At 32.5% G+C, this 24304-nt stretch carries 27 protein-coding genes and 1 riboswitch; of the genes, 23 read left to right on the top strand and 4 right to left on the bottom strand.

Annotated features, from left to right (window positions below; genetic code table 11):
* The first annotated feature begins 10 nt into the window (after nt 1-10).
* The 13 genes from noc to FC55_RS07305 all read left to right on the top strand — a co-directional run bounded on the left by noc (nt 11) and on the right by FC55_RS07305 (nt 10958).
* Nucleotides 11-853, top strand: a complete 843-nt coding sequence (gene noc / locus FC55_RS07365) for a nucleoid occlusion protein (protein WP_003701078.1) — start codon at nt 11-13, stop codon at nt 851-853.
* Between the two features lie 17 nt (nt 854-870).
* The gene (locus FC55_RS07360; RefSeq protein WP_003701079.1) at nt 871-1638 is read left to right on the top strand and encodes a ParA family protein; all 768 of its coding nucleotides are present in this window, start codon (nt 871-873) and stop codon (nt 1636-1638) included.
* Entirely contained in the window at nt 1628-2503 is an 876-nt protein-coding gene (locus tag FC55_RS07355) for a ParB/RepB/Spo0J family partition protein (RefSeq protein WP_003701080.1), read from the top strand. Before FC55_RS07360 ends, FC55_RS07355 begins: the two co-directional genes overlap by 11 nt.
* Nucleotides 2504-2519: 16 nt before the next feature.
* Entirely contained in the window at nt 2520-2714 is a 195-nt protein-coding gene (locus FC55_RS07350) for a DUF951 domain-containing protein (RefSeq protein ID WP_003704318.1), read from the top strand.
* Nucleotides 2715-2731: 17 nt separating this feature from the next.
* Nucleotides 2732-3832, top strand: coding sequence for a redox-regulated ATPase YchF (gene ychF / locus FC55_RS07345; protein ID WP_003701082.1), 1101 nt, complete (start codon nt 2732-2734; stop codon nt 3830-3832).
* A 29-nt stretch (nt 3833-3861) separates the two neighbouring features.
* Nucleotides 3862-4608: a DUF1129 domain-containing protein gene (locus FC55_RS07340; protein ID WP_003701083.1), complete on the top strand. Its 747-nt coding sequence runs from the start codon at nt 3862-3864 to the stop codon at nt 4606-4608.
* A gap of 424 nt (nt 4609-5032) precedes the next feature.
* The gene (locus FC55_RS07335) at nt 5033-5908 is read left to right on the top strand and encodes a hypothetical protein (protein ID WP_003701084.1); all 876 of its coding nucleotides are present in this window, start codon (nt 5033-5035) and stop codon (nt 5906-5908) included.
* A gap of 232 nt (nt 5909-6140) precedes the next feature.
* Entirely contained in the window at nt 6141-7007 is an 867-nt protein-coding gene (locus FC55_RS07330) for a metal ABC transporter solute-binding protein (RefSeq protein WP_035150141.1), read from the top strand.
* Between the two features lie 2 nt (nt 7008-7009).
* Nucleotides 7010-7678: an ATP-binding cassette domain-containing protein gene (locus FC55_RS07325; RefSeq protein ID WP_003701086.1), complete on the top strand. Its 669-nt coding sequence runs from the start codon at nt 7010-7012 to the stop codon at nt 7676-7678.
* Entirely contained in the window at nt 7671-8471 is an 801-nt protein-coding gene (locus tag FC55_RS07320; RefSeq protein ID WP_003701087.1) for a metal ABC transporter permease, read from the top strand. Before FC55_RS07325 ends, FC55_RS07320 begins: the two co-directional genes overlap by 8 nt.
* Nucleotides 8472-8547: 76 nt before the next feature.
* Nucleotides 8548-8649, top strand: a riboswitch (THF riboswitch).
* A 61-nt stretch (nt 8650-8710) separates the two neighbouring features.
* Nucleotides 8711-9253: a folate family ECF transporter S component gene (locus FC55_RS07315; RefSeq protein WP_003701088.1), complete on the top strand. Its 543-nt coding sequence runs from the start codon at nt 8711-8713 to the stop codon at nt 9251-9253.
* 69 nt (nt 9254-9322) lie between these two features.
* The gene (gene thiD, locus FC55_RS07310) at nt 9323-10117 is read left to right on the top strand and encodes a bifunctional hydroxymethylpyrimidine kinase/phosphomethylpyrimidine kinase (RefSeq protein WP_003701089.1); all 795 of its coding nucleotides are present in this window, start codon (nt 9323-9325) and stop codon (nt 10115-10117) included.
* Nucleotides 10118-10178: 61 nt separating this feature from the next.
* Nucleotides 10179-10958, top strand: a complete 780-nt coding sequence (locus tag FC55_RS07305) for a flavodoxin family protein (RefSeq protein WP_003701090.1) — start codon at nt 10179-10181, stop codon at nt 10956-10958.
* Nucleotides 10959-11003: 45 nt separating this feature from the next.
* Here the strand turns inward: FC55_RS07305 and FC55_RS07300 are convergent, their stop codons facing one another.
* The 3 genes from FC55_RS07300 to FC55_RS10035 form a co-directional block, all read right to left on the bottom strand.
* Nucleotides 11004-11393 carry a MerR family transcriptional regulator gene (locus tag FC55_RS07300; protein WP_003701091.1) on the bottom strand — a complete coding sequence of 130 codons (390 nt, stop codon included), beginning with the start codon at nt 11391-11393 and terminating at the stop codon, nt 11004-11006.
* Between the two features lie 70 nt (nt 11394-11463).
* Complete coding sequence (locus FC55_RS07295; protein ID WP_003701092.1) at nt 11464-12120, bottom strand: HD domain-containing protein; 657 nt, start codon at nt 12118-12120, stop codon at nt 11464-11466.
* 76 nt (nt 12121-12196) lie between these two features.
* Nucleotides 12197-12361 carry a hypothetical protein gene (locus tag FC55_RS10035; RefSeq protein WP_003701093.1) on the bottom strand — a complete coding sequence of 55 codons (165 nt, stop codon included), beginning with the start codon at nt 12359-12361 and terminating at the stop codon, nt 12197-12199.
* A 187-nt stretch (nt 12362-12548) separates the two neighbouring features.
* Between FC55_RS10035 and FC55_RS07285 the strand changes: the two genes are divergently transcribed.
* The 3 genes from FC55_RS07285 (at nt 12549) to FC55_RS07275 (ending at nt 15319) form a co-directional block, all read left to right on the top strand.
* Complete coding sequence (locus FC55_RS07285) at nt 12549-13904, top strand: MDR family MFS transporter (RefSeq protein WP_003701094.1); 1356 nt, start codon at nt 12549-12551, stop codon at nt 13902-13904.
* 89 nt (nt 13905-13993) lie between these two features.
* A complete protein-coding gene (locus FC55_RS07280; RefSeq protein ID WP_003701095.1) occupies nt 13994-14659 on the top strand; it encodes an HAD family hydrolase in 666 nt (221 codons plus the stop codon).
* Between the two features lie 15 nt (nt 14660-14674).
* Nucleotides 14675-15319 carry a YigZ family protein gene (locus FC55_RS07275; RefSeq protein WP_003701096.1) on the top strand — a complete coding sequence of 215 codons (645 nt, stop codon included), beginning with the start codon at nt 14675-14677 and terminating at the stop codon, nt 15317-15319.
* Between the two features lie 34 nt (nt 15320-15353).
* Here FC55_RS07275 and FC55_RS07270 read toward each other — a convergent pair whose 3' ends face one another.
* Complete coding sequence (locus tag FC55_RS07270; protein ID WP_003701097.1) at nt 15354-15995, bottom strand: CPBP family intramembrane glutamic endopeptidase; 642 nt, start codon at nt 15993-15995, stop codon at nt 15354-15356.
* 232 nt (nt 15996-16227) lie between these two features.
* Between FC55_RS07270 and FC55_RS07265 the strand changes: the two genes are divergently transcribed.
* The 7 genes from FC55_RS07265 to rfbA all read left to right on the top strand — a co-directional run bounded on the left by FC55_RS07265 (nt 16228) and on the right by rfbA (nt 24302).
* Nucleotides 16228-17040: a DUF4422 domain-containing protein gene (locus tag FC55_RS07265; RefSeq protein WP_035150146.1), complete on the top strand. Its 813-nt coding sequence runs from the start codon at nt 16228-16230 to the stop codon at nt 17038-17040.
* An 81-nt stretch (nt 17041-17121) separates the two neighbouring features.
* A complete protein-coding gene (locus FC55_RS07260; protein ID WP_003701099.1) occupies nt 17122-18123 on the top strand; it encodes a glycosyltransferase family 2 protein in 1002 nt (333 codons plus the stop codon).
* A 15-nt stretch (nt 18124-18138) separates the two neighbouring features.
* Nucleotides 18139-19752 (top strand): glycosyltransferase family protein, encoded by a 1614-nt coding sequence (locus tag FC55_RS07255; protein WP_099452477.1) that lies wholly within the window; start codon nt 18139-18141, stop codon nt 19750-19752.
* Nucleotides 19752-20798 carry a glycosyltransferase gene (locus FC55_RS07250; protein ID WP_003701101.1) on the top strand — a complete coding sequence of 349 codons (1047 nt, stop codon included), beginning with the start codon at nt 19752-19754 and terminating at the stop codon, nt 20796-20798. Before FC55_RS07255 ends, FC55_RS07250 begins: the two co-directional genes overlap by 1 nt.
* Nucleotides 20799-20808: 10 nt before the next feature.
* The gene (locus tag FC55_RS07245; protein ID WP_003701102.1) at nt 20809-22458 is read left to right on the top strand and encodes a glycosyltransferase family protein; all 1650 of its coding nucleotides are present in this window, start codon (nt 20809-20811) and stop codon (nt 22456-22458) included.
* Nucleotides 22427-23353: a glycosyltransferase gene (locus FC55_RS07240; RefSeq protein ID WP_003701103.1), complete on the top strand. Its 927-nt coding sequence runs from the start codon at nt 22427-22429 to the stop codon at nt 23351-23353. The genes FC55_RS07245 and FC55_RS07240 overlap by 32 nt, the downstream gene beginning before the upstream one ends.
* A 79-nt stretch (nt 23354-23432) precedes the next feature.
* Nucleotides 23433-24302, top strand: a complete 870-nt coding sequence (gene rfbA / locus FC55_RS07235) for a glucose-1-phosphate thymidylyltransferase RfbA (protein ID WP_003701104.1) — start codon at nt 23433-23435, stop codon at nt 24300-24302.
* Nucleotides 24303-24304 lie beyond the last annotated feature (2 nt).

The raw sequence follows: 24304 nt of genomic DNA, 5'->3' as shown, positions 1-24304 counted from the left end.
GTGATTTGGGATGGCATTTTCATTTTTTAAGTCTAAAAAAGAAGAGAAAGTAGAAGACGATACACAAGAAAAGGTTCAAGAATTACCAATTGAACAAGTAGAAGTTAATGAAGATCAGCCAAGACAAGTTTTTTCTGAAGAAAGTATCGCTGAATTAGCTGAAACTATCCAATCTCATGGCTTGTTACAACCAATTATTGTTAGGCCAGTTGGTGACAATAAGTATCAGATTATTGCGGGGGAAAGACGTTATCGTGCGATTAAAAAGTTAAATTGGCAAAAAATTCCAGCAATTGTGAAGAAAATGGACGAAAAAGAAGCTGCTTCAATGGCAGTTATTGAAAATCTACAACGTGAAGGGTTAACTGCAATTGAAGAAGCTGAATCCTATCGAAAATTGATGGATTTAAATCAACTTACACAGTTAGAATTGGCACGAGCAATTGGAAAGAGCCAAGCTTTTGTAGCTAATAAATTAAGGTTATTAAAGTTATCTCCATTAGTACAAAGAGCTATTTTACAAAGAAAAATCAGTGAACGACATGGTAGAAGTATTGTTTCTTTACCAGAAAAGAAGCAAGTAGAAATCCTAAAAAAGATTATAGATAAGAAATTATCTGTTAAAGAAACTGAAAAGATTGTAGCTCAGTTGAAGACTCCACCTGTTAAAAAAGAGAAAAAGAAGACTAATCGCAAAGGAACAGCATTAGATTGGCGCTTAGCCGAAAATACAATCAAAGAGTCAATTAAACTGGCAAGTGAAAATGGAATCGAATTAAAAACTAGTGAAGAAGATCATGGTGAATTTCACCGGATCATTATCGATATTCCAGTTAAATCAAAGAAGAAATAAGGAGGCACCAGAGTTTAATGGGAACAGTTATCGCAATTGCTAACCAAAAAGGTGGCGTTGGTAAAACAACCACAAGTGTTAACTTGGGTGCTTGTTTAGCTAGAGCAGGACAAAAAGTATTGTTAATTGATACTGATGCCCAGGGAAACGCAACAAGTGGTATTGGTGTAAGAAAACACAATATTGAAAATGATGTGTATGATGTGATTGTTAGTGAATTGCCGATTAGAGAAGCAATTATGCCTACTTATATCGATAATTTGGATGTTGTGCCGGCAACAATTCAGTTAGCCGGAGCAGAAATAGAGCTAACAGCACAAATGGCTCGTGAAAAGAAATTGTATGACGCAGTCCAAGATGTTAAAGAAGAGTATGACTTTATTTTAATTGATTGCCCACCTTCTTTAGGACTATTAACAATCAATGCTTTTACAGCCAGTGATTCAATTTTAATTCCAGTTCAAAGTGAATATTACGCTTTGGAAGGATTGAGCCAATTGATGAATACTATTCAACTTGTTCAAAAACACTTCAATCCTGATTTACAAATTGAAGGTGTATTAATGACAATGTTGGATGCAAGAACTAATCTAGGTAATCAAGTTGTTGAAGAAGTAAAGAAATTCTTCAAAGAAAAGGTATATAAAACAGTTATTCCAAGAAATGTTAGATTATCAGAAGCACCTAGTCATGGCATGTCAATCATTGATTATGATCCTAGATCACGAGGTGCGGAAGAATATGAAGCATTAGCCAAGGAGGTGTTAAAAGCTCATGGCAAGTAGATCTAAAGGACTAGGACGAGGAATCGATGCTTTATTCCAAGAATCTAAAGAAGAACAACAACCAGATGAACAAGTGGTAGAACTCGAAATTAGTGAGATTAGACCTAATCCCTATCAACCACGTAAGACTTTTAATGAAGAGGCATTAGAAGAACTAGCAAAATCGATCAAGAAATCTGGAGTTTTCCAACCAATTATTGTGCGTAAATCTTCAGTTAAAGGATATGAAATCATTGCTGGTGAACGTCGCTATCGTGCATCTAAGTTAGCTAAAAAGACAGAGATTCCAGCAATAATTCGTGAATTTAACGAAGAACAAATGATGGAAGTGGCAGTGTTAGAAAATCTTCAACGAGAAGACTTAACACCACTAGAAGAAGCAGAAGCCTATAACACTTTGATGGAAAAATTGAATTTAACTCAAACTCAAGTATCAGAGCGACTAGGAAAATCTCGTCCATATATTGCTAATTATTTGAGATTATTAGGTTTACCAGGTAAAGTAAAACTAATGCTACAAGATGGAAGCTTATCGATGGGACAAGCTCGTACTTTATTAGCAGTTAAAGATAAAGAAAAATTAATGGAATTGGCTGAAAAAACTGTTAAGGAAGGCCTAACTGTTAGACAATTAGAACAGTTAGTAGCACAAATTAATGGTAAAAAGCCAAAGAAAGCTAAGAAACAAACTAATCCATATGAACCTTACATTAAGCAAACAGAAAACTTACTTCAAGAAAAATTTGGAACTAAAGTTGCCGTTAAAGCTAATGCTAAGAGTGGTAAGGGAAAGATTGAAATTGATTATTTAAGTATTGATGACTTCAATCGAATTATGGATATTTTAAAAATTAAGTTAGACTAGTGAGAGGATGAGGGCGATGTACGATTTACATGATATTGTTGAAATGAAAAAGAAACATCCATGTGGGGTAAACCGCTGGGAAATTGTGCGAATGGGTGCAGATATTAAAATTAAGTGTACTGGTTGTGGTCGTCTGATTATGATGACTAGACGAGACTTTGAAAAACGTATGAAAAAAGTTCTAGAAAAAGCAGAACAAGAAAATAATTAGAAAGAGTGATTTAAGAAATGGCATTAACAGCAGGTATTGTTGGCTTACCTAACGTTGGTAAATCAACATTGTTTAACGCAATTACAAAAGCAGGAGCAGAAATGGCAAACTATCCATTTGCTACAATAGATCCTAATGTAGGGATGGTTGAAGTACCAGATAGTCGTTTAGCAAGAATTGACGAAATTATTCCTGCTAAGAAGATTGTACATACAACTTTTGAATTTACTGATATTGCGGGAATCGTAAAAGGTGCTAGCAAGGGTGAAGGTTTAGGAAACAAGTTCTTGGAAAATATCCGTCAAGTAGATGCGATTGTTCATGTGGTACGTGCTTTTGACGATGATAATATTACACACGTGGCAAACAAAGTTGATCCTTTGGAAGATATTGATACTATCAATATGGAATTAACTTTAGCTGACTTGGAATCTGTAAATAAACGTTATGCTAGAGTAGAAAAAGTTGCTCGTACTAAGGATAAAGATGCTGTGGCTGAATTTGCAGTTTTACAAAAAATTAAGCCAGTTCTTGAAGAAGGTAAGCCAGTTCGTAGTATTGAATTCAACGATGAAGAAAAGAAGATTGTTAAGGGCTTATTCTTATTGACTTCTAAGCCAGTATTATATGTGGCAAATATTGCCGAAGAAGATATGGCAGATCCAGAACAAAGCGAATACTACCAACAAGTTAAGAAGTTCGCAGAAGATGAAGGTTCTCAAGCATTAGCTGTATCTGCAAGAACTGAAGAAGAAATTGCTGAACTTCCTGATGATGAAAAGCAAGAATTCTTAGAAGCTGAAGGTGTAGAAGAATCAGGTTTAGACCGTTTAATTCGTGCTTCTTACAAGTTATTGGGTCTAGCAACATTCTTCACTGCTGGTGGTAAAGAAACTCGTGCATGGACATTTAAGCGTGGTATGAAAGCACCTCAAGTTGCAGGGGTTATCCACTCTGACTTTGAACGTGGATTTATTCGTGCAGAAACCGTTTCTTTCGATGATTTAGATAAGTACGGCAGTATGCAAGCTGTTAAAGAAGCTGGTAGATTGCGTCTTGAAGGTAAGGAATACGAAGTTCAAGACGGTGATATTATCGAATTTAGATTTAACGTCTAATAGCGTAAGAAGGGAAGATTTTTAAATAGATGGCTGAAGAAAAAACAGTTCGTGAAAAGAATCAAGAAGCTGCCAAGAAACAAGCTGAAGCAGTTTCTCAACAAAAGAATAAACAAATCATGGAATTCAATGAAAAATTTGAAGGTTTAACAAAGCGTAATCAAGACTACATGTTCCATTTAAATAAGGCGTTAGCTGAAAAGAATTATGCAGAACGTGAAAAAGTTGTTAGTGAAATGTACAATGAATTGATGGAAAAACAAAAGCAAGGCGTTGTAGCTAACAAGTTATATGGAACAGTTAATGAAAAGGTTGAAGCAATTCTTGCTGGTCCTAAGAAAGAACCTAAGATGCCTACTTTATGGGAATTATCACTTGATAATGGATTGATGATGTTAGCTTTATTCTGCATCATGTACGCTTTCTTAGGTATGTTCTCTAAGAGCAATCAAAATGCAGCAAATGGTGGAATAATCACATTGATTGTTACATCTATTGTTGCTGGTGTTGGTTTAGGTTATTTCTACCGTGCGATGATGCCAGGCCAAAGTAAACGTCGTGGTTGGTTAAACATTATCTTTATGATCGCAATCTTAATGGTAGTATGGGTAGCTGCATTCGGTATTGTTGCAATTATCCCACCAACAATTAACGTTGTTCTTCCACCACTAGCTTATGCAGTACTTGCAGTTGTTGCCTATGGTATTCGTTGGTACCTAAAGAAGAAGTTGAACTTTATTAGTCCAGCAGATTTTAGAAGAAATAGTCAAAATTAATATTAAAACTAAAAAATAATAAGATATTGTAAGATTATTTCAAGCAAAAAAGAGACATACTAGATGTAGTATGCCTCTTTTTTCATTATTTACTTTTACTATGCGAACGAATAAATATGTAAAGCCAAGAAATTGCTGCTAGTAGAAGCGAAAAATGGCTTAAAGTAGTTGGAAATCTTGGTCTGATGAGTACTCCAGTATAGGTAATTGTCGTAAACTGGGCACATGTCCATGAAATAAAAATACTCGCTCCCAAGAAAAGCAAAGGTATTTTATATTTTTTCATATGTACAGTGTAACACTAATTTTTGGTTTAAACATTAAGAATTATAAAAACTCTGTTAATAGTTTGCTTTAAAAATAGTTTCTGACAAGGTATCATAGATATTGAGAAGTCCTTTAAGGAAAAACGGGAGTGTTTTTTATGAAGAAAAGTATCAAAATATTCATGGCTATATTGGTGGCATTAACTTTAGCTGCTTGTGGCAATGAAAATAATAAAAAATCAAGTTCATCTGAGACGAAAACGACACAAAAGTCAAATGTGTCTAAAGAATCCAAAAAGACAGAACAAAGTAGTGAAAGTTCTTCATCTTCAAGCTCATCAAGCTCTGAAAGTTCTAGTAGTGAAGTTAGTTCTTCAAGTCAATCTGGTCCACAACAAGCCAAAGTTACAGGGGATAATAATACCCAAAGAATGGCTCAAATTGCTGGAGCATTGAAGTACTTTTTAGGAAAAGATGCCTTAGTGCCAACTAAAGCAGGGATTAGTAGTGGTGTGGTAAATGCCTACTATACTGGCGATGGTAATAATTTTACGGTTTACTATATCAAAGATACAGAAGGAAAGAATTTCAATGATCCTAGTTTAAAAGATAAAGTATCATATATAACATTTTCCAAGAAAACTTATGGTTCTGAAGAAGAAGCTGAACAAGCTGTAAATTACATTTCAGGCGAGTCAGAAATGGGTCTACCTAAGGTTCCATTAAGTGGAAATGTAAATGCTACATTGAATTCTGGTGCTGGACAAAGATATCTGCATTGGAATTCTGGTAAATGGTCAGTAACAATTCATGGTACAGCCGGTAAAGATCCTGTTCCTACAGGTCGAAAGGTAGTCGCTTTATTAAATAATGCTTACTTACCAGCTCCTGAGTCTAGAGGTGCAGCGAGCTTTACAGCAGGTTCTGGTTCTGGCAATCAAAAGATTGAATGGAACAGTGGTAAGGCAGTATATACTATAAAGGGTTCTAACATTAATTCTCTAATTGAATTAGCAGGATCAATTCAAAAATAATGATTAATTTAACAGCATTTGTAGTTAGTAAATAGCTATAAATGCTGTTTTTTATATATTTTTCAAAATTTTTAAATCGTAATGTAGAAATAAAAAATCCCCAAATAATAGTAAATTAGAATTTCTAAATCGTAATAAGCCGAAATGCTGCTATTTCAAGCAGTTGACAAGTTAATTTTATTTTATTAGGATATAAAAAGTAATGATTACTATATAAGAAAGAGTGATTTTTTTGAAAAAAATACTAAGTTTAAGTTTAGGAATAATTGCATTATGCTTATTCTTCCTACCTAGTAATGTTAGAGCAGATAAAATAAAAGTTGTAACAACGACAGATTTTTATGGACAAGTTGCAGAAGAAGTTTTGGGCAATAAAGGGAAAGTAACTTCAATTATTAATAACCCTAGTGTAGATCCACATGATTATGAGCCAACTACACAAACAGCTAAGCAAGTTTCAAATGCAAATATTGTTATTTATAATGGATTAGGATATGATTCATGGATAACAAAACTTAGTAATGGCAAAAAGAAGATAGATGTTGCGACAGACGTAATGCATGCTAAGGATGGGGATAACGAACATTTATGGTATAACTCAAAAACAATGGGTAAGCTTGCAGATTATTTAGTTAAGGAATATGCGAAGCTAGATCCTAAAAATGAAACTTACTATAAAAAGAATGCAGAAAAATATAAACAAAAATTAACTAAATTACAAACTTTAATTGCAAAGATTAAGAAAAATAGTGATAATAAGGAAGTTGCAGTAAGTGAACCTGTTTTTGATTATGCTTTAAAAGATATGGGATATAAGATTGCTAATAGACATTTTGCTAAAGCTACAGAAGATGGTAGCGATCCTTCCTATAGTGATATTAAGAAATTACAAAATGATATTAAACATAAAAAGATAGCATTTTTTGTAGAAAATACTCAATCTGATAGTAAAGTAATTTCAAGTATTGTTAGTCTATGTCAAAAGTATGATGTTCCAGTTATAAAAGTGACTGAAACAACACCTAAGGGAAAGGATTACTTACAGTGGATGAGTTCAGAATATGAACAAGTTCTAAAAATTCAAGAAGACAGGAAGTAATTATGGAAAATATAGTTTCAGTTGATGGTCTGAATATAGATTTGCCTGATCGTCGTTTATTTGAAAATTTAGCCTTTGATATTCCTAGAGGGGCTTTAACATGTATAACTGGAGAAAATGGTGTTGGAAAAACAACATTAGTTAAGCACTTATTACGTGATTTAAAAACTAATTCGCATAACCATTTTGTTAAATTTACTATTGAACGTGATGAAGCTTTCTATATGCCACAAATCAGAAATATTGATGAAGATTATCCTTTAGCAATTAAGGATTTTGTATCACTGGGTTTTAAGCATCGATTATTACCATGGAATACAGTAGTAATGAATGATAAATTAAAACAGATTTTAAAAGAAACAAAACTAGAAAATCTAGCTAAAAATCCACTAGGTAAATGTTCTGGTGGTGAAAAACAAAGAACATACTTAGCACAAGCGTTATGTTCAGATCCCAAATTATTGATCTTAGATGAGGCGACTGCTAATTTAGATCAATCATCTAAACATGAACTGATGCGACTTTTAAAAAAATTGATGCCAATTCATGGAATTACAGTATTATTTATTACACACGACGCAGAGTTAATAGAAGATTATGCAGATTATGAATTACATTTAGAAAATAAATCAGGTAAATTGATGAAGAGAGAGGCGAGATATCGTGTTTGATTATGATTTTATGCGTTATGCATTTATTGCAGGGATTTTTATTGCCTTAATTTCTTGTGTGATGGGAGTCTTTGTGGTTGCACGTCAAACTTCTTTTTTCACGCATACATTATCTGAAATCGGATTTTCAGGAGCAGCATTTGGAGTTTTTGCAGGTATTTCTCCATTGACAGGGATGCTAATATTTACGATGACATCTGCTATTTTTGTCGGATTATCTGGAGAAAAGGTAGGTAGACGAGAAGCATCTATTTCAGTGTTCTCCGGCCTATTCTTAGGGTTAGGTATCTTATTTTTATCTTTGTCCGATAAGCAAGCAAGTTATGCAACTAGCATCTTATTTGGAAGTATTGTAGGAATTGATATTAACAATTTGTACACTTTAATTGGACTAAGTGTCATTTTGTTAGTCGTCGTCAGTGCACTTTTCAGAAGACTAGCATATAATTCTTTTGATTCCCAAGGTGCTGAATATAATCAAAGATATAATCAGATTGTTTCGATTGTATTTTTGTTGTTATTAGCACTAACTATCAGTATCACAGCTCAAATCGTAGGAGCTTTGTTGATCTTTGTTTTATTAACAATTCCTGCTTCTGCCGCTAAGTACTTTGCACATACACTTTGGAAAATGATCGGTCTAACTTTTATTTTTGTATTAGTCGGAATCTGGTTAGGTTTATATCTAAGTTTTGTTACAGACTGGCCAGTAAGTTTCTTTATTACAGTTATCGAAGCACTATTTTATGGGGCTGCCATCGTTAAGGAAAGAATGTCCGCTTCTAGATTATAAAAATAAATTCATGTTTTTAGTAATGTTCGGATATAGATACTAGGAATTAGATGTATTTCGTGGTATAGTTAGGACCTAAGGGGTAGGAATCCTTGCGTAACGGACTAATGGAACGGAATGTGAACATTAGTAGATTAAGTCTGATATGACTTAGCGTTTGGTTTCCGCATTCACCATCAATAATTTAATATCAATGGTGCTTGTCTCTACCCTAAAAAATTATTAGGGAGATGTCTATTATGACACTATTATCATGGAAAAGTCCGAAATTAACCGCCCGGACGATAGCAATGGCGGCAATTTTAATTGCGATGCAGATTGTCTTATCTAAGCTTTCAATTGGACCTGACAATCTAGTTAAGTTTTCATTTGGCTTTATCGCTACAATGTTAATGGGTTACTATTTAGGCCCATGGTTGACAGGTGTAGCAATGGCAATAAGTGATATTCTTACTAACAGTGTTTTTTCAACGGGTGGTAATTTCTTTATCGGATTTACTTTTAGTGCAATTATTTCTGGAATAATCGCCGGAGCATTTTTGTATAACCAAGAGATAACATTGAGAAGATTGTTCATTTATGAGTTTGTTCAAACTCTAGTTACGAATATTTTCTTTACAACTCTTTGGATTCATATTATGTACAAAGCACCTATTATGGCTTTGTTAACTGTTCGAGTACCTAAGAATATTCTTACATGGATTGTATATTCAATCGTAGGATTCTTAGTTTTACGTGCAGTTTCAAGGTTAAACTTACGTAGTAATGATAATACGTATTAATAAGTGAAGTTGATGCCAATGAGAAGTAATTCTTGTTGGCTTTTCTTTTAGAGGAAAGGGGATTTTCCAATGGTAAATGAATATCCGCAAGTAATGACAATTGCTGGTTCTGATTCAGATGGATCTGCAGGAATGCAAGCAGACATGAATACTTTTTTGGCTCGTAAAGTATATGGTACTTCAATTTTAACAGCCGCAGTTGCGGGGAATTCTTATGGAATCCATGCTAGTCATGCTTTACCAGTTGATTTTATCAAAGCAGAGTTTAAGGCAATTGCAGATGATTTTAAAATTTTGGCGACTAAAACCGGCATGTTGACAGATACTAAGACGATTCATTCTGTAATTGAAAGTTATAAAAAATACGATTTTGGACCACTAATTGTTGATCCAGTTATTATTACCAAGCATGGAGCGATGTTACTGGAACAAGAAGCATATGAGACAGTGCGCGATGAATTGATTCCATTGGCAACTGTGATTACACCTAACTTCTATGAAGCACAAAAGTTAGTAGAGTCTGAACTCCAAAATGAAGATGAAATTATTGAAACAGCTAAAAAGTTACAAGCTATGGGTGCCAAAAATGTAGTTATTAAGGGTGAACATAATGGTGACTCTGAAATTGTTAAAGATTATGTTTTGCTCGAAGATGGTAAGAATTTCTGGTTAGAAGATGAGTATATCGATACAGAACATATCAATGGAACTGGCGATACTTACTCAGCATGTATAGCTGCAGAACTTGCCAAAGGAGCAAGCATTGAAGAAGCAATTAAAATAGCTAAAAAATATACTCATGATGCAATTAAAAATGAAATTGCAGTAGGTCATAAATTCGGACCAATCAATCATTGGGTATAGGATAAATTAAAAAGATCACGTCTAATTAGTGTTATAATGAAAAAAGTAACATTAATAGGACGTGATTTTTTTGAAAGTACTAGGTATTTTAGGCTCACACAAGAGTAATGGAGTTACTAGAATGATGCTAGATGCAGTTCTTAATGGAGTTGAAGCTTCAAATGAAGTAGAGTTACTTAACTTGAATGACTATCAAATTAAGCCACGTGTTCCAGGTGAAGATAATCCAACATTAGACTTAATAATTGAAAAGCTCAAGGCAGCTGATGTATGGGTTCTAGCAGCTCCTACTTACTGGGGTGGACTATCTGGAGTAATGAAGAACTTTTTAGACTGTATTAGACAAGAAGTTTTACGTTTTGATCGAAAAGGTGATCCACATCCTATTCCAGAATTCGCACACAAGCATTATGTTACATTGACGAACTGTTACGTAGGTAAAGCAGAAAATATGCTAACTGGAATGACAGACTCAGCTTTTAGAACAATGGATAAGGCGATGACAACAGCTGGCCTAATTAAATTAGGTGAAGGGGTTCAAACTGCGACTTATGGTTTAAAACAATTAACTGATAAAAAGCAGACAGAGCTAGAAAAATTAGGCAACAAGATTAATCGAACACAGAGAAAGGATGACCAAACCTTGAAACGTTATATTGAATTGTTCTTTATTGTAGCAGCGATGGCATTAATAACAATGGTAATTCAAGCAGGAATATTAAAATTATTAGGACAAGCACTTAGCTTTTGGACAAATTATATTTCCTTTGTCTTGATATTCTTTATTTTATTAGCAATCACACTCCACTTCTTCACAGTAGTAAAACATAAACGTAAATGATAGAGAAATACCCCATGGAATCGGCTGGATTTCATGGGGTATTTGTTACTCTTCCGATAGTTTCAAATCATTTGTTGCTTGGGTAAGTTGTGAGTCATAGACATTAATCTTATGTTGCAAATAGGCTCTAGTTTCTTGAAGACTAGCAATTCTTTCATCTAATTTTTCAGCTTCTTCTTCTAAGATTCTTTTACGTGCTGGAATGGTACGATCGTCATTCAACGAATAAAGATGCATGTATTCGTGGAGGCTTTCGATAGATAAACCAGCATGACGCATGCATTTGATGAAGTCTAGTCTTTGGATGTCTAAGTCGGTAAAATCACGTACACCATTTTTGTTGCGATTAATAGGTGGAACAAGTCCAATGCGTTCGTAATAGCGGATAGTATCAGGGGTGATCTCTAACTGTTCACTAACTTTTTTGATATTCATAGTAATTACCTCATCTATAATTCTTACTGTCTAAAGTTTACACCTTGGAGTAGACTCTAAGGCAAGGATTTTAAGCAAGAGAATTCCATTCATTTTTAAATTCTGTTAGAAAATCAAGCATGACTTGTTGGCGATGCTCCGCAATCTTCTTAGCAGTTGGAGTATTTAACATATCTTTTAACTTCAAGAGTTTTTCGTAGAAGTGGTTAATGATAGTTTCATCATCGAGGTTACGGTATTCTTCTCTAGTCATATTGGTGCGTGGAGCTAATACCGGATTATAGATTTTTTCGCCATGATGACCACCGTAATAAATTGCTCGAGTGATGCCAATTGCGCCAATCGCATCTAGCCAGTCAGCATCTTGTACAATTTGTCCGGATAGGGGAAGTTGGAAGTCATCATCTTGTAGTGAATGTGCAAAAGACATATGTGTGATGATAAAGCTAATTTCTTCAATTTGTGCTGAAGTAAATTCTAAAGATGCTAGAAATTCTTGAAGTTCGGCCAAAGCAGATTTTGGATCAGAGACAAGTTTATCATCAATCGTGTCATGTAAATAAGCTGCAGCTAGTGTAACTAACTTATCGGCAGATTCATTTTCTAGAATTTTTTTTGCCATAGTTACGACGCGTTTAATATGATCATAGCCATGTCCAGTTTTATCGGCTCCAAGCTTAGATTTAGTATATGCTTTAATTTTGGATAATTTAGTAAGTTCGTTCATATAGTAGATCACTTCTTTCTTAGAAGATAGTATAACAAAAAAGAAGTTGAATCTACATCCAACTTCCACGTGTTTATTATAATCTGAAAGAAAGCTTAGGTCTAGGAATAATAAGCAAGGCGATGATTAGAAGGATAATATCGATGTATTTTTTAGCATCGTACTCGCCCAGATAACCAGAAAATAGGACAAAAGCCATAATACCAACTGAAAATAATAATCGTAAAGTCTTACCGTTCATAATTATCACCATCCTTAAAAAGCTATTCTATTCATATAAATTATAGCATAAAATTATCGTCTTTGGGAACCGTTTACATTTAAAAATAAGAATAAAAAAGATTTTATTTACAAAATTACTAATTTACAAAATTTCTAAATAGAACTATGATAATAGTGTAAAATTTATTGAAGAGAGTTGAGAATGTATGATGACTAAAGCCCAAAGAAAAGCTTTTGTATTTACTTTATTGTTAGGAACTTTTACCATGTCGATTAGTCAGTCCTCTTTATCGACAGCTTATCCTACTTTAATGAAGTTTTTCAATGTAGATGCACCAACGATTCAATGGCTAACAACCGGTTTTATGCTGATTATGTGTATCATGATGCCGGTTAGTCCTTGGTTGTTGAAGAATCTATCTTTTAAGAAAATGTACTTAACGGTACTAGCAATCTTCGAATTAGGAACATTAATGATTATTTTAGCTCCTAATTTTCCAATCGCTCTATTAGGGAGAGGTCTAGAAGCAGTTGCGGTAGGTATTTTATTTCCATCTTATCAATCAGTCTTAATGACGATAACCGCTAAAGAAGGACGCGCCGAAGTCATGGGATTGGCTGGTTTAGTTATGGGATCAGCCTTAGCTTGTGGTCCAATTATTTCTGGTATTATTTTAAATTATATTAGTTGGCAAGGCTTATTCTGGTTCTTCTTGTTAGTAATTGCGTTAATCTTTGTCAGTGCGATCTTTAATATGCGCGATGTAATGGAACGTAAAGAAAGCCAGTTAGACTTCATCTCCGTTATCTATTCACTTAGCTTTATCGGATTGTTGTATTTTGTAAATGAATTAGGCACTAAGCAGTTAACTTTGCCATTATATTTGATTTTAATTGTTAGTGTAATCTTGTTTATAGCCTTTATTTTGCGTCAATTTAGAGTTAAGGATCCCTTGCTTCAATTACGAGTTTTGAAAGTAGCGAACTTTGATATTGGCGTTCTATTAACAGGTTTTGCTTACATTTCATTGATTGTAGTAACAATCGTATATCCATTGTATTATCAACGAATTTTGCATGTTAATCCGTTAGTGTCAGGTTTAGCATTAGTTCCACCAGCAGCTTTATTGAGTATTTTGAATCTAGTTTCCGGTCGTTTAGCTGACAAAGTAGGATTTAAAATTACACTGTTGATAGGTATGGTAATGCTAGTTGTAGGTTGGGCAATTCTATTTATCTTCAGCTACCATCTAAATGTACTGGGAATGATCCTAATTGCCTGTATCATTGAAGGAGGTAACGCCTTTGTCATGATGCCAGCTACAACTATGGGAGCCAACTCACTTCCTGAAAATATGATTCCTCATGGAACTGCGATAACTACGACTGTACGTCAGTTGTTAGGTAGTCTAGGGGTAGCTTTGGCGATGATTATTATAGTAGCTGGCGGACACACATTAAGTGAAATAATTGGTTATCACTATGCCTTTGGATTTTTCTGCATCTTGGAAATTGTAGGATTAATTTTGGCAATTATCTTGCGTGATGACAGTAAAAAATAACGAATAGAACATATCCTGCGACCTTTCTAGTGAAATTTGTTAGAATGATAATAGTAACTTTTAGATATTAATCATGGAAGGGTAGGACTATGAATTTGGATTTAGTAATATTTGACATGGACGGCGTTATTTTTGATTCAGAAAAGGTTTATTATGAAGCTAATCAAATAGCTGCTGATAAGCTTGGCATGGATTACTCATTGGCTTATTACAAGCAGTTTATTGGTGCTGGAACAGATGCGATGAGAGCACAAATGATTGAAGATTATGGTGGCGATGCTCAACTCATTGATGACTTTTTGCGTATTAGTGAAGAAAATGTTCATCCTTTAGTTGAAGCAGGAGAATTGAAATTAAAACCAGGTTTCGTAGAGCTATCACAATATCTTCAAGCAAATGACATTGCTTATACTTTAGCTTCAAGTAACTACAAGAGTGAAATCGAATTTTTCTTAGAACATACAGATGTTGATCCAGCTTCTTTTGAGACGATTATTTCTGCAGATGATGTAGCTGAGGCTAAACCAGCACCAGATATATTTAACAAGGCTTGGAAGAAGAGTGGGGCACCTGCCAAAGAAAAGACGATAGTAATAGAAGACTCATTTAATGGAATTAAGGCTGCTAATAACGCTGAAATTCCAGTAATCATGGTTCCTGATATCATCCAACCAACAGAAGAACAAAGAAAGACGACAGTGGCTGTTTTGGATGATTTGATTTCTGTGCGTGAATATCTAAAAAATAATTATTAGAAAAGGGAGTCAATTTTGAAGAAACCATATCTAACAATTAAAGAAAACGGCGAAGCAACGATTGAAATAAAAAAATCAGAGTTTATCTGTTCTTTGGCTCGAACTGAAACGGAAGAAGAGGCCAGAGCGTTTATAGATGAGATTAAGACCAAACACCGTAAGGCTACACATAATTGTTTTGCTTATATGATTGGATTGAATGATGAAATTCAACGTGAAAGTGATAATGGTGAGCCTTCTGGGACAGCAGGAGTACCAATTCTAGAAGTTTTGAAGAATCTTGAATTGCATAATGTCACAGCAGTAGTTACTCGCTATTTCGGTGGTATCAAGCTAGGTGCTGGTGGTCTAATCAGAGCTTATAGTAATGCGACTTCTAATGCAATCGAACATGTTGGAGTAGTAAGAAAAGTAGTTCAGACAGAATTATCATTAAAAGTTAGTTACTCTGCCTGGGGTAAATTGCAAAACTATCTTGAAAATAATCAGGTAAATGTAAGTGATACGGTATTTATGACTGATGTTACGGCAGTAGTTTATGTTGATACGCCAGAAGTTGAATCTTTTACTGCGACAATTGTTGATTTAATGAACGGACAAGTTGAAGTAGAAGAAGGTCAGGAAAAATATGTCGAAGTGCCATATGAACTATATAAATAAAAATGAGGTTGGGATTTGAGTCCCAGCCTCATTTTTAATTGAACAATACTGCAATAAACGGAGCGTTATTTAAAATATGAAGGGTTAAACTGTTAGAAAGATTTCGAGTATGTACATAGACATAAGCTAAAATCCATCCCATTGTAACGTAAACTAAAGCAGAGATGAAGTTTGTGCTAGAATGCATTAAACCAAAGATAACCCCACTCATAGCTACTTGCCAAAATGGCTGGTTTTTAAAGAAGAAACTCGTAAACACACCACGATAAAGCAATTCTTCAGTAATAGGAACCAAAACAACAACTAATATAGTCATTAATAAAGCAGTTCTATCAGTGACTAAAGCATTTAGAGCTTTATCATTAGCGCTTGTTGTTTGATGATAAACTTTTGTCATTAAAGTCAACAAAATACCCTTAGCGAGAATCATAACAACATAAGCTGCAAGAATGAATCTAACATTTTTCCCTGTGATTTTTTTAAACGGTGATTCACCTTTTACGCGTTTAACGATATAAAGCAGGATTCCAATTAATATTAGATAACAGAGGATAACGAGTGGCGCGATGATCCCCATTGAATAATGACTTTCAATAAGTAGCAATGGCAACTGTGATAACACGATAAAAACAATAAACAAGAAGATCTTACCAAGTAATGATAAAAAATTTCGCATAAAATACCTCACTTTCGTAATATCTATATACTACTAAATTTATGGAAATTAGTGAAATGGACTTTAATAAAGTTTAAAGAATAATACCCATGACAAAATTTTTTAAATACAATTTGCTAATATTATGATATAGTAGTGAAGGTAGTAATTAATTTTATGAAATTGATTACAGAATAGATTTCTTAGTGAAATTTTATTTAATTATTTGTATATCTAAGTGAGGAGAAATCTCTTGGAAAAAAAGGTAGAAGTAGTAATTGCTACTCACAAGAAATATAAAATGCCTACGGATGATTTGTATTTACCAATTCATGTAGGTGCCGAATTGAATAAAGATAAAGACTTAAGATATCAAAAAGACAATGTTGGAGATAATATTTCTGATAAAAATGATAGATATAGTGAATTAACAGCTTTATATTGGGCATGGAAGCATGTAGATGCTGAATATATCGGCTTAGCTCATTATAGACGTCATTTTGGTGGAAAGAATTATCATCATGGTAAGGATAGGCTTAATTGGCTTGTTACAAAAGCTGAATTAGAACCAATGCTAGATAAGTATGATGTGATATTACCTAGAAAGAGAAGATATTATATTGAAACTCTATATTCACATTATAAGCATACACATTATTCAAACCAGTTAGATGTAACTTCCGATATTATTAGGGAAAAATATCCAGAATATGCTGATACATATGAGAAGGTAATAAATAAGACTTCAGGATATATGTTTAATATGGTTATTATGAGAAAAGATTTGTTAGACGCCTATTGCACATGGTTATTTGATATCTTATTTGAACTTGAAAAACGTCTGGGAACGCAAAATTTGGATGCTTTCCAACAACGTTTCTATGGACGTGTAAGTGAAATTATCTTTAACGTTTGGCTAGAAAAACAATTTGAAAATGGTGTTATTGATAAGAAACGTGTCAAAGAGCTACCAATTGTATATGTAGAGGGAGTAAATTGGTGGAAGAAAGGCACAGCATTTTTAAAAGCTAAATTTTTTAATAAAAAATATGAAAATAGCTTTTAAGCATTACCAATAAGGGGAGAAGAGCTAGCAAATTTTGCTGGCTTTTTATTTTATCAGGGCAAAAGAATAGGATGTGGAAATATGGATATCACATTTTCGTTTATAATACCTACATATAATTCGAAAAAGACAATTATTAGGGCAATTGAAAGTGTTACGAAACAGCTAGATAAATCAGAATACGAAATCATCATAGTCGATGATGGTTCTCAAGATGGAACGGTTGAATTAGTCCATGATTTTATGAAAGACAATGGCAACATCCATTTTACTAGTACAATTGGTGGCGTATCTTTCGCAAGAAATAAGGGAATTAATCAAGCGCAAGGTGAGTATCTCTTATTTTTAGATTCTGATGATTATTATGTAGAAGGATCATTAAAGAATTTAAAAAATATAGTTGCACAAAGTAACAGTGATTTGGTGATATTCAACTTTGAACATGGTAATACTCCAGTATTACTAGCAGAAGTACCTAATACTAGGGTTGAAGCTTTATCTGTAATGTTGAGTAATCCAACCAAATATATGACGGTTTGGGGAAAAGCCTATCGAACTGAAACAGTACATGAGAACAATGTAAGGTTTAATGAAGACTTGAAATTATCAGAAGATAGTGAGTTTTTAGTAAGATATATGCAAAAATGTAAGAAGATAACCTCTGATAATACAATTCTATATCATTACTCAATAGATAATGTTTCAGTAATGAGAGGAAAAAATAAACAAAGTAAGATTCCTGGATATATAGAGTCTCTAGAGGTTGTACAAGAGGATATCTTCAATAATATTCCAGAATTAAAACAAGCATTTTATCAATACACAGTAATTCAAATGAATATCATGATGGTTAGAGAGATATTTAACTATGGTGATAATAGTGATTATGGCTCTAAAGTACGTAAATCTAACGAATTATTAAAAAATAAAACAATCAATGAAGCTATCAAGCAGATGAAATTAAAGGATTGCATGTCACCAAGATTTTTACCAGTATTTTTCATAAAACTGAAAATGCGAGCGCTAGCTAGATTGATGTTTAGGTTGCGAAGCTGGAGTAATTATAGGAAGGAATTAAAATAATTGAGGGGGGAAAAGATGAAAAGAAGTAACCTAATATCTAAAATAATGTTAGCACTATTTTTTTTAGTACTAGCTTTCATATCAACTTATCCAGCGTTTATAGGACATTTCTTTAAATTAACAATGGATGGTCAAATACATTTAATAAGATTTGAATCTGTCGCAGATGCTATAAAAAATAAGGAATTACCACCAATTGTAAACTTCATGGGTTATGGTAATGTGGGAGAGGTATTCAATGGAATGTATCCGTGGCTATCAGGATTAATATTTATTATCCCTAGAGTACTGTTAAATAGTCCTATGCATGCATTATTCATAGGTTTTTATCTATTGAACATATTAACAATTTTAAACACTTATTTGTTAGTGAGGAAGTTGAGTAATAATCATTATATAAGATTAATGGGTGTAATTCTTTATCAACTTAATGCTTATCATTTAACGTTGATGTACTCGAGAAATGCGCTAGGAGAGGCTTTAGCCTATGCTTTTTTACCATTGACGATGTTAGGGTGTTATCTAATTTGGAATAATAAAAAGATAGGAATATTATACTTAGCACTAGGTATGGGAATGATTATTAACTCACATATGATATCATCGATTTTGGCATTTTTATTAATTATTGTTGCTGAAATATATAGTATATTTACGAGAAAATTAAGTTTAAAAGAGATAGGTTATTTTACTAGTGCAGGAATATTAACAATACCAATAATTATATTCACAGTTGCCAATATTGCAAACATATCACTGCAAAATAGAATAGCAACAACTTGGCGTGGAATAAACTCTATTGATATGTGGGAGTCATTAAAGGCGATGTTGCAGAATAACATAGCTGATAAAAGCATAATTTTCAACATAGGAATTATATGTTTTGTATTACTATGTATCTTGTTAGTGACATCTATAGTATCTAAAGCTAATGGAAGCTGGAAAAAATATATTTTAGGAGCGGGGATTATATATATATTGACCTTAAATATAATTCCGTTGCCAGCTAGCTTACCACAAACTCCAGTAGGGATCATTCAATTTACAGGAAGATTGTTATCAATAGTAATGATTTTATTAACAGTAAGTTGTGTTTTATTTTTGAAAGAAAATTCTAACAAAGTAAATACAAAGTCAAGTTTTATTTTCCTATTCATGATTATGTCATTACTGACTGTAGGATCTGTTAGGACATATCATAATACTGTGAATGACGATCCAATCAGATATTATATAAACAATGACAATTATGTTGGAGAGATTTCAAAACTAACAGAAGGGGATATGGACTACGCTTTAATTGGGAAAAATAAACAAGTTATAATTGGCAAAATGAGTCATAGATACACTGTGTCTAAGACAAGTTATAATAGTATTATTTTAAAGGTAGATAAAAAAGCAAATCAAGTACCATTTTTTCTATATAAGGGTATTCCTTATGAAGTAAGGGTAAATGACAAAAATACAAAGATAAAAGTAGGTAGTATTTTAAAATTAAAAGTTGAACGCGGAGATATAATTCAAATTAATTCTAAGGCTACATGGTGGAACTATGTGACGTTCATAATAAGTACTATTGCAATACTTATTATTAGTATAAGTATTGTATTTTGTAGGGGGTTGGAATAGTGAAAAAATTAAACTTTTTATGTAGTGAATTATCCGGTACAGGTGGCACAGAAACCGTATTAATAAAAGTATTAAATCATTTAGTTAATAAATATGAAATTACACTCACACTAAGTAATATTCCTGAAGAAAAAGAATGGCTAGAGAAGATAGATACGAGAGTAAAAATAAATATGTTTAAAGGGAAGGGAAATATTTCTAAGTTACTTTTTATTTTAAGATTATTTTTATTTGAAAAAAATACAGACTATATATCACTGAGTCCCAAAATGGTTTTACTAGGTAGTAAAATCAAAAAATTCTTGAATAAAAAATATCAAGTTATATCATGGTTCCATTATTCATTAACTGATCAGGATATGTTTGATACTGAACATACTTTGCCTTATGCAGACGGGCATCTAGCCATTAGTAGAACAATTGAAAAACAACTAGAAGATTTAAAAATACCTAGAGAGAAGATTAAATTAATCTTCAATCCAATAGAAGAATATGATGTGTTACCGGAAACGAATAATAGTAAAAAAATTAATCTATTTTATGCGGGTAGAGTCATGTTAGACGGACAAAAGAATTTACGTGAAATGTTAATGGGAATTAAAGAGATAGATAATGTTCATCTAGATATTTATGGTACGGGTGAAGAACTTGAGTTTTGTCAAATTTATGCTGGAAAGATGGGAGTTTCAAAAAAAATCACTTGGCATGGTTGGACTCCAGATTTATGGGATAAGATAAAGGAAAGGCCATCAGCTTTAATAATGACTTCAAAGTATGAGGGACTTTCTATGGTAATGTTAGAAACTGTGGCTAGAGGTATACCTGTGATAACAAGTAAATTTAAGAGCTATGATGATATTGTAAAAGAAAATATAAATGGATATAGCTATCCACTAGGAAATATAAGAGAATTAACTAAAGCAATTGAGAAAGTAGCTAATAATAATTTAAACCCAATAGATGTAAAAAATAGTATTAGTGAGTATTATCCTGAAGAGTATTTTAAAAGATTAGATTCATCATTGGAATATTTTTTAGATAATTAGGAGAGAAAGAATGAAAAGAAAAAATTTAATACAGAAACTGATTTTACTAATGTTCTTTTTATTATTAGCTTTGATATCAACATACCCAGCTTTTATAGGGCATACATTTAGATTAACATGGGACGGTCAAATACATCTAATAAGATTTGAATCTATTGCAGATGCCATAAAAAATAAGGAATTACCACCAATTGTGAACTTTATGGGTTATGGTAACGTGGGGGAAGTATTCAATGGAATGTATCCATGGTTATCTGGATTAATGTTTATTATCCCTAGGGTACTACTGAATAGTCCTATGCACGCATTGTTTATAGGTTTTTATCTATTGAATATATTAACAATTTTGAATACATACTTACTAGTCAGAAAGTTAAGTAAAAATTATTACATAAGATTGATAGGTATAGTTCTTTATCAACTTAACGCCTATCATTTAACTTTGATGTATTCAAGGAATGCACTAGGCGAAGCTTTAGCCTATACTTTTTTACCATTAGTAATGTTGGGATGCTATTTAATTTGGAATAATGAAAAATTAGGAATATTATATCTAGCATTAGGAATGGGAATGGTTATTAATTCGCATATGATATCATCAATCTTAGCATTATTACTGATTGTTGTTGCTGAATTATATCGTATTATTTCTAGAAAAATAAGTTTAAAAGAAATATATCATATAGTTAGTGCAGGATTTTTATCAATTCCTCTTGTTGCGTTTACAATTATCAATATTGGCAATATAGCATTGAAAAATAGAATAGCAACAACTTGGCGTGGAATAGGTGCTATTGATATGTGGGAAACACTACAAGCAATGTTGCAGAATGATATAACTGAGAAAAGTACAATTTTTAATATAGGAATTATGTGTTTTATATTACTAAGCATCTTGCTAGTAATAGCTGTGACATCTAAAAATAATGGAAAATGGAAAGGATATATCTTAGGGGCAGGAATTGTATACATATTAACTTTGAATGTAATTCCATTACCAACTAAATTATCACAATCGCCAGTAGGTGTTATTCAATTTACAGGAAGGTTATTGTCAATAGTAATGCTTTTATTGACAATTGGTTGTGTTTTATTTTTGAAAGTAAATTTTGACAAAATAAATGTGAAATCAAGCTTGTTTTTTTTATTTATGATGATGTCAGTATTAGCTATAGGATCTGTTAGAACGTACCACAATGCTGTGAATGACAACTTAATAAACAATAGTAATTATATTAAGAAAATCTCTACTCCATATAGTGGTTGGGACGATTATATTTTGATTAATAAAAATAAACAACCTGTACTAAATCGAGGTATTCCAAAATCAAATATAGTTAAAGTAAGTTATGACAGCATAACTTTGAGAATGGATAAAAAAGCTAACCAAGTACCTTTCCTACTGTATAAAGGTATTCCTTACGAAGTAAAAGTGAATGGAAAAAATACAAAGATAAAAGTAGGTAGTATTTTAAAATTAAAAGTTAAACGCGGAGATATGATTCAAATTAGTTCTAAGGCAACATGGTGGAATTACCTCACATTTGGAATAAGTGTCTTAACGCTATTATTAATAGTCCTTGGAATAGTTGCAACCGAATTTGTAAATTCAGGGAAGGAGTATAAGAATGAAACTATCAATAGTAATGACGACATATAATGGAATAAGATATATAGAAGAACAACTTGAATCAATTGTTAATCAGGAAAGAAAAGCAGATGAAGTTTTAATATTTGATGATGGATCAAATGATGGAACTCCTGAATTCATAGAAAAATATATTATTAAGAACAACTTGAATAATACTTGGAAAGTAATAGTTAACGAAGAAAATAAGGGTTGGAGAAGAAACTTTGTAGAGGGGATATGGAGTTCTACCGGAGATTTAGTATTTCCTTGTGATCAGGATGATATATGGCATAAGGATAAATTAAAAGTCATGGAAGATATTATGATTAATAATCCTCAAATAAAAGTTTTAACAACAAATGTAACTAATTTATATGATAACAGTAAGCGAGAACAAAGTAGTGATCAAAACGAAAAATTAGAAAAAGTTTCATGGGGAAAACATATATTCAAAGTTGATGCACCAGGGTGTGTATTTTGTATTAGAAAAGAAATAGTAGAAAAAAGTAAGAATTATTATAATTTAGAATACGCACACGATGACTATTTTTGGAAATTAGGTCTATTTGCAGATGGACTATATAATTATAACAAAGATATGATAGATTATCGTAGACATGATGATAGTACTTTTTCAGTTGAAGTTAGGAAAAATAGAAACTCAGAAGCACGTATCAAGTGGATTAATATGGCATTGGATTATTGTAAAGATCTAATTGATTATGTAAAGGACGATGATACAATAACTGAAAAGGATAAGAAATTAAAAATTATAAAAAGAAATAGAAAATATCTAAACATAAGGAATAAATTTTATAAAACAGGTAATCCATTACTAATAGTACCTATGTCAATGTATAAGGATTGTTACCTTCAATCTAGACAGTTATTAGGGGATATATATATAAAGTATGTCTCTAGATAATTAGTACCTAGATTATAGAGTAACGGTATAGTATTATAAAAGTGTATTATATTATTAATTAGTTAGGGTAGGTAGTTATATGAAAGGTATAATTTTAGCTGGTGGTAGCGGTACACGTCTTTATCCTATAACTAAAGGTATTTCTAAGCAATTAATACCAATTTATGATAAACCGATGATTTATTATCCATTATCAACTTTGATGTTAGCAGGCATAAAAGATATTTTAATTATCTCTACTCCAGAATATACGCCATTATTTGAACAATTATTAGGTGATGGTTCTGAAATAGGAATATCATTAACTTATAAGGTTCAAGAAAAACCTAATGGATTGGCAGAAGCCTTTATTTTAGGAGCTGATTTTATCGGCAACGATTCAGTTTGTTTAATTTTAGGGGATAACATTTACTATGGATCTGGCTTATCTAAGCTTGTGCAAGAAGCTGCTCAAAAGACAGATGGGGCAACAGTCTTTGGCTACCATGTAAATGACCCAGAACGATTTGGTGTTGTAGATTTTGATAGTAATATGAGGGCTTTATCAATTGAAGAAAAGCCTGAAAATCCTAAGAGCAATTATGCAGTTACTGGTTTATACTTCTATGACAATACAGTCGTAGAAAAAGCCAAGAATTTAAAGCCTTCTGATCGTGGTGAGCTAGAGATTACAGATATTAATAAATTATATCTAGATGAAGGTAAACTAGATGTTAAGTTAATGGGACGTGGATATGCTTGGTTAGATACAGGTACTCACGATTCTATGATGGAAGCTGCTAGTTTTATTGCTACAATTCAAAAACGTCAAAATTTGAAAGTAGCTTGTTTAGAAGAAATTGCTTACCGTATGGGTTACATAAGTAAAGAAAAATTAGTTGAACTAGCACAACCAATGAAGAAAAATGATTATGGTCAATATCTATTAAGATTAGCTAAGGAGCAATAATA

This window comes from Ligilactobacillus salivarius DSM 20555 = ATCC 11741 (assembly GCF_001435955.1).
In the GTDB taxonomy this organism is placed as follows: Bacteria; Bacillota; Bacilli; order Lactobacillales; family Lactobacillaceae; genus Ligilactobacillus; species Ligilactobacillus salivarius.
Note: the sequence above shows the minus strand (reverse complement) of the source record. Positions and strands in the feature narration are given on the sequence as shown.

Bases quoted from the DNA above. Each gene is read 5' to 3' on its own strand.
- noc (WP_003701078.1), top strand. From the start codon at position 11: ATGGCATTTTCATTTTTTAAGTCTAAAAAAGAAGAGAAAGTAGAAGAC.
- FC55_RS07360 (WP_003701079.1), top strand. From the start codon at position 871: ATGGGAACAGTTATCGCAATTGCTAACCAAAAAGGTGGCGTTGGTAAA.
- FC55_RS07355 (WP_003701080.1), top strand. From the start codon at position 1,628: ATGGCAAGTAGATCTAAAGGACTAGGACGAGGAATCGATGCTTTATTC.
- FC55_RS07350 (WP_003704318.1), top strand. From the start codon at position 2,520: ATGTACGATTTACATGATATTGTTGAAATGAAAAAGAAACATCCATGT.
- ychF (WP_003701082.1), top strand. From the start codon at position 2,732: ATGGCATTAACAGCAGGTATTGTTGGCTTACCTAACGTTGGTAAATCA.
- FC55_RS07340 (WP_003701083.1), top strand. From the start codon at position 3,862: ATGGCTGAAGAAAAAACAGTTCGTGAAAAGAATCAAGAAGCTGCCAAG.
- FC55_RS07335 (WP_003701084.1), top strand. From the start codon at position 5,033: ATGAAGAAAAGTATCAAAATATTCATGGCTATATTGGTGGCATTAACT.
- FC55_RS07325 (WP_003701086.1), top strand. From the start codon at position 7,010: ATGGAAAATATAGTTTCAGTTGATGGTCTGAATATAGATTTGCCTGAT.
- FC55_RS07315 (WP_003701088.1), top strand. From the start codon at position 8,711: ATGACACTATTATCATGGAAAAGTCCGAAATTAACCGCCCGGACGATA.
- thiD (WP_003701089.1), top strand. From the start codon at position 9,323: ATGGTAAATGAATATCCGCAAGTAATGACAATTGCTGGTTCTGATTCA.
- FC55_RS07300 (WP_003701091.1), bottom strand. From the start codon at position 11,393: ATGAATATCAAAAAAGTTAGTGAACAGTTAGAGATCACCCCTGATACT.
- FC55_RS07295 (WP_003701092.1), bottom strand. From the start codon at position 12,120: ATGAACGAACTTACTAAATTATCCAAAATTAAAGCATATACTAAATCT.
- FC55_RS10035 (WP_003701093.1), bottom strand. From the start codon at position 12,361: ATGAACGGTAAGACTTTACGATTATTATTTTCAGTTGGTATTATGGCT.
- FC55_RS07285 (WP_003701094.1), top strand. From the start codon at position 12,549: ATGATGACTAAAGCCCAAAGAAAAGCTTTTGTATTTACTTTATTGTTA.
- FC55_RS07280 (WP_003701095.1), top strand. From the start codon at position 13,994: ATGAATTTGGATTTAGTAATATTTGACATGGACGGCGTTATTTTTGAT.
- FC55_RS07270 (WP_003701097.1), bottom strand. From the start codon at position 15,995: ATGCGAAATTTTTTATCATTACTTGGTAAGATCTTCTTGTTTATTGTT.
- FC55_RS07260 (WP_003701099.1), top strand. From the start codon at position 17,122: ATGGATATCACATTTTCGTTTATAATACCTACATATAATTCGAAAAAG.
- FC55_RS07255 (WP_099452477.1), top strand. From the start codon at position 18,139: ATGAAAAGAAGTAACCTAATATCTAAAATAATGTTAGCACTATTTTTT.
- FC55_RS07245 (WP_003701102.1), top strand. From the start codon at position 20,809: ATGAAAAGAAAAAATTTAATACAGAAACTGATTTTACTAATGTTCTTT.
- FC55_RS07240 (WP_003701103.1), top strand. From the start codon at position 22,427: ATGAAACTATCAATAGTAATGACGACATATAATGGAATAAGATATATA.
- rfbA (WP_003701104.1), top strand. From the start codon at position 23,433: ATGAAAGGTATAATTTTAGCTGGTGGTAGCGGTACACGTCTTTATCCT.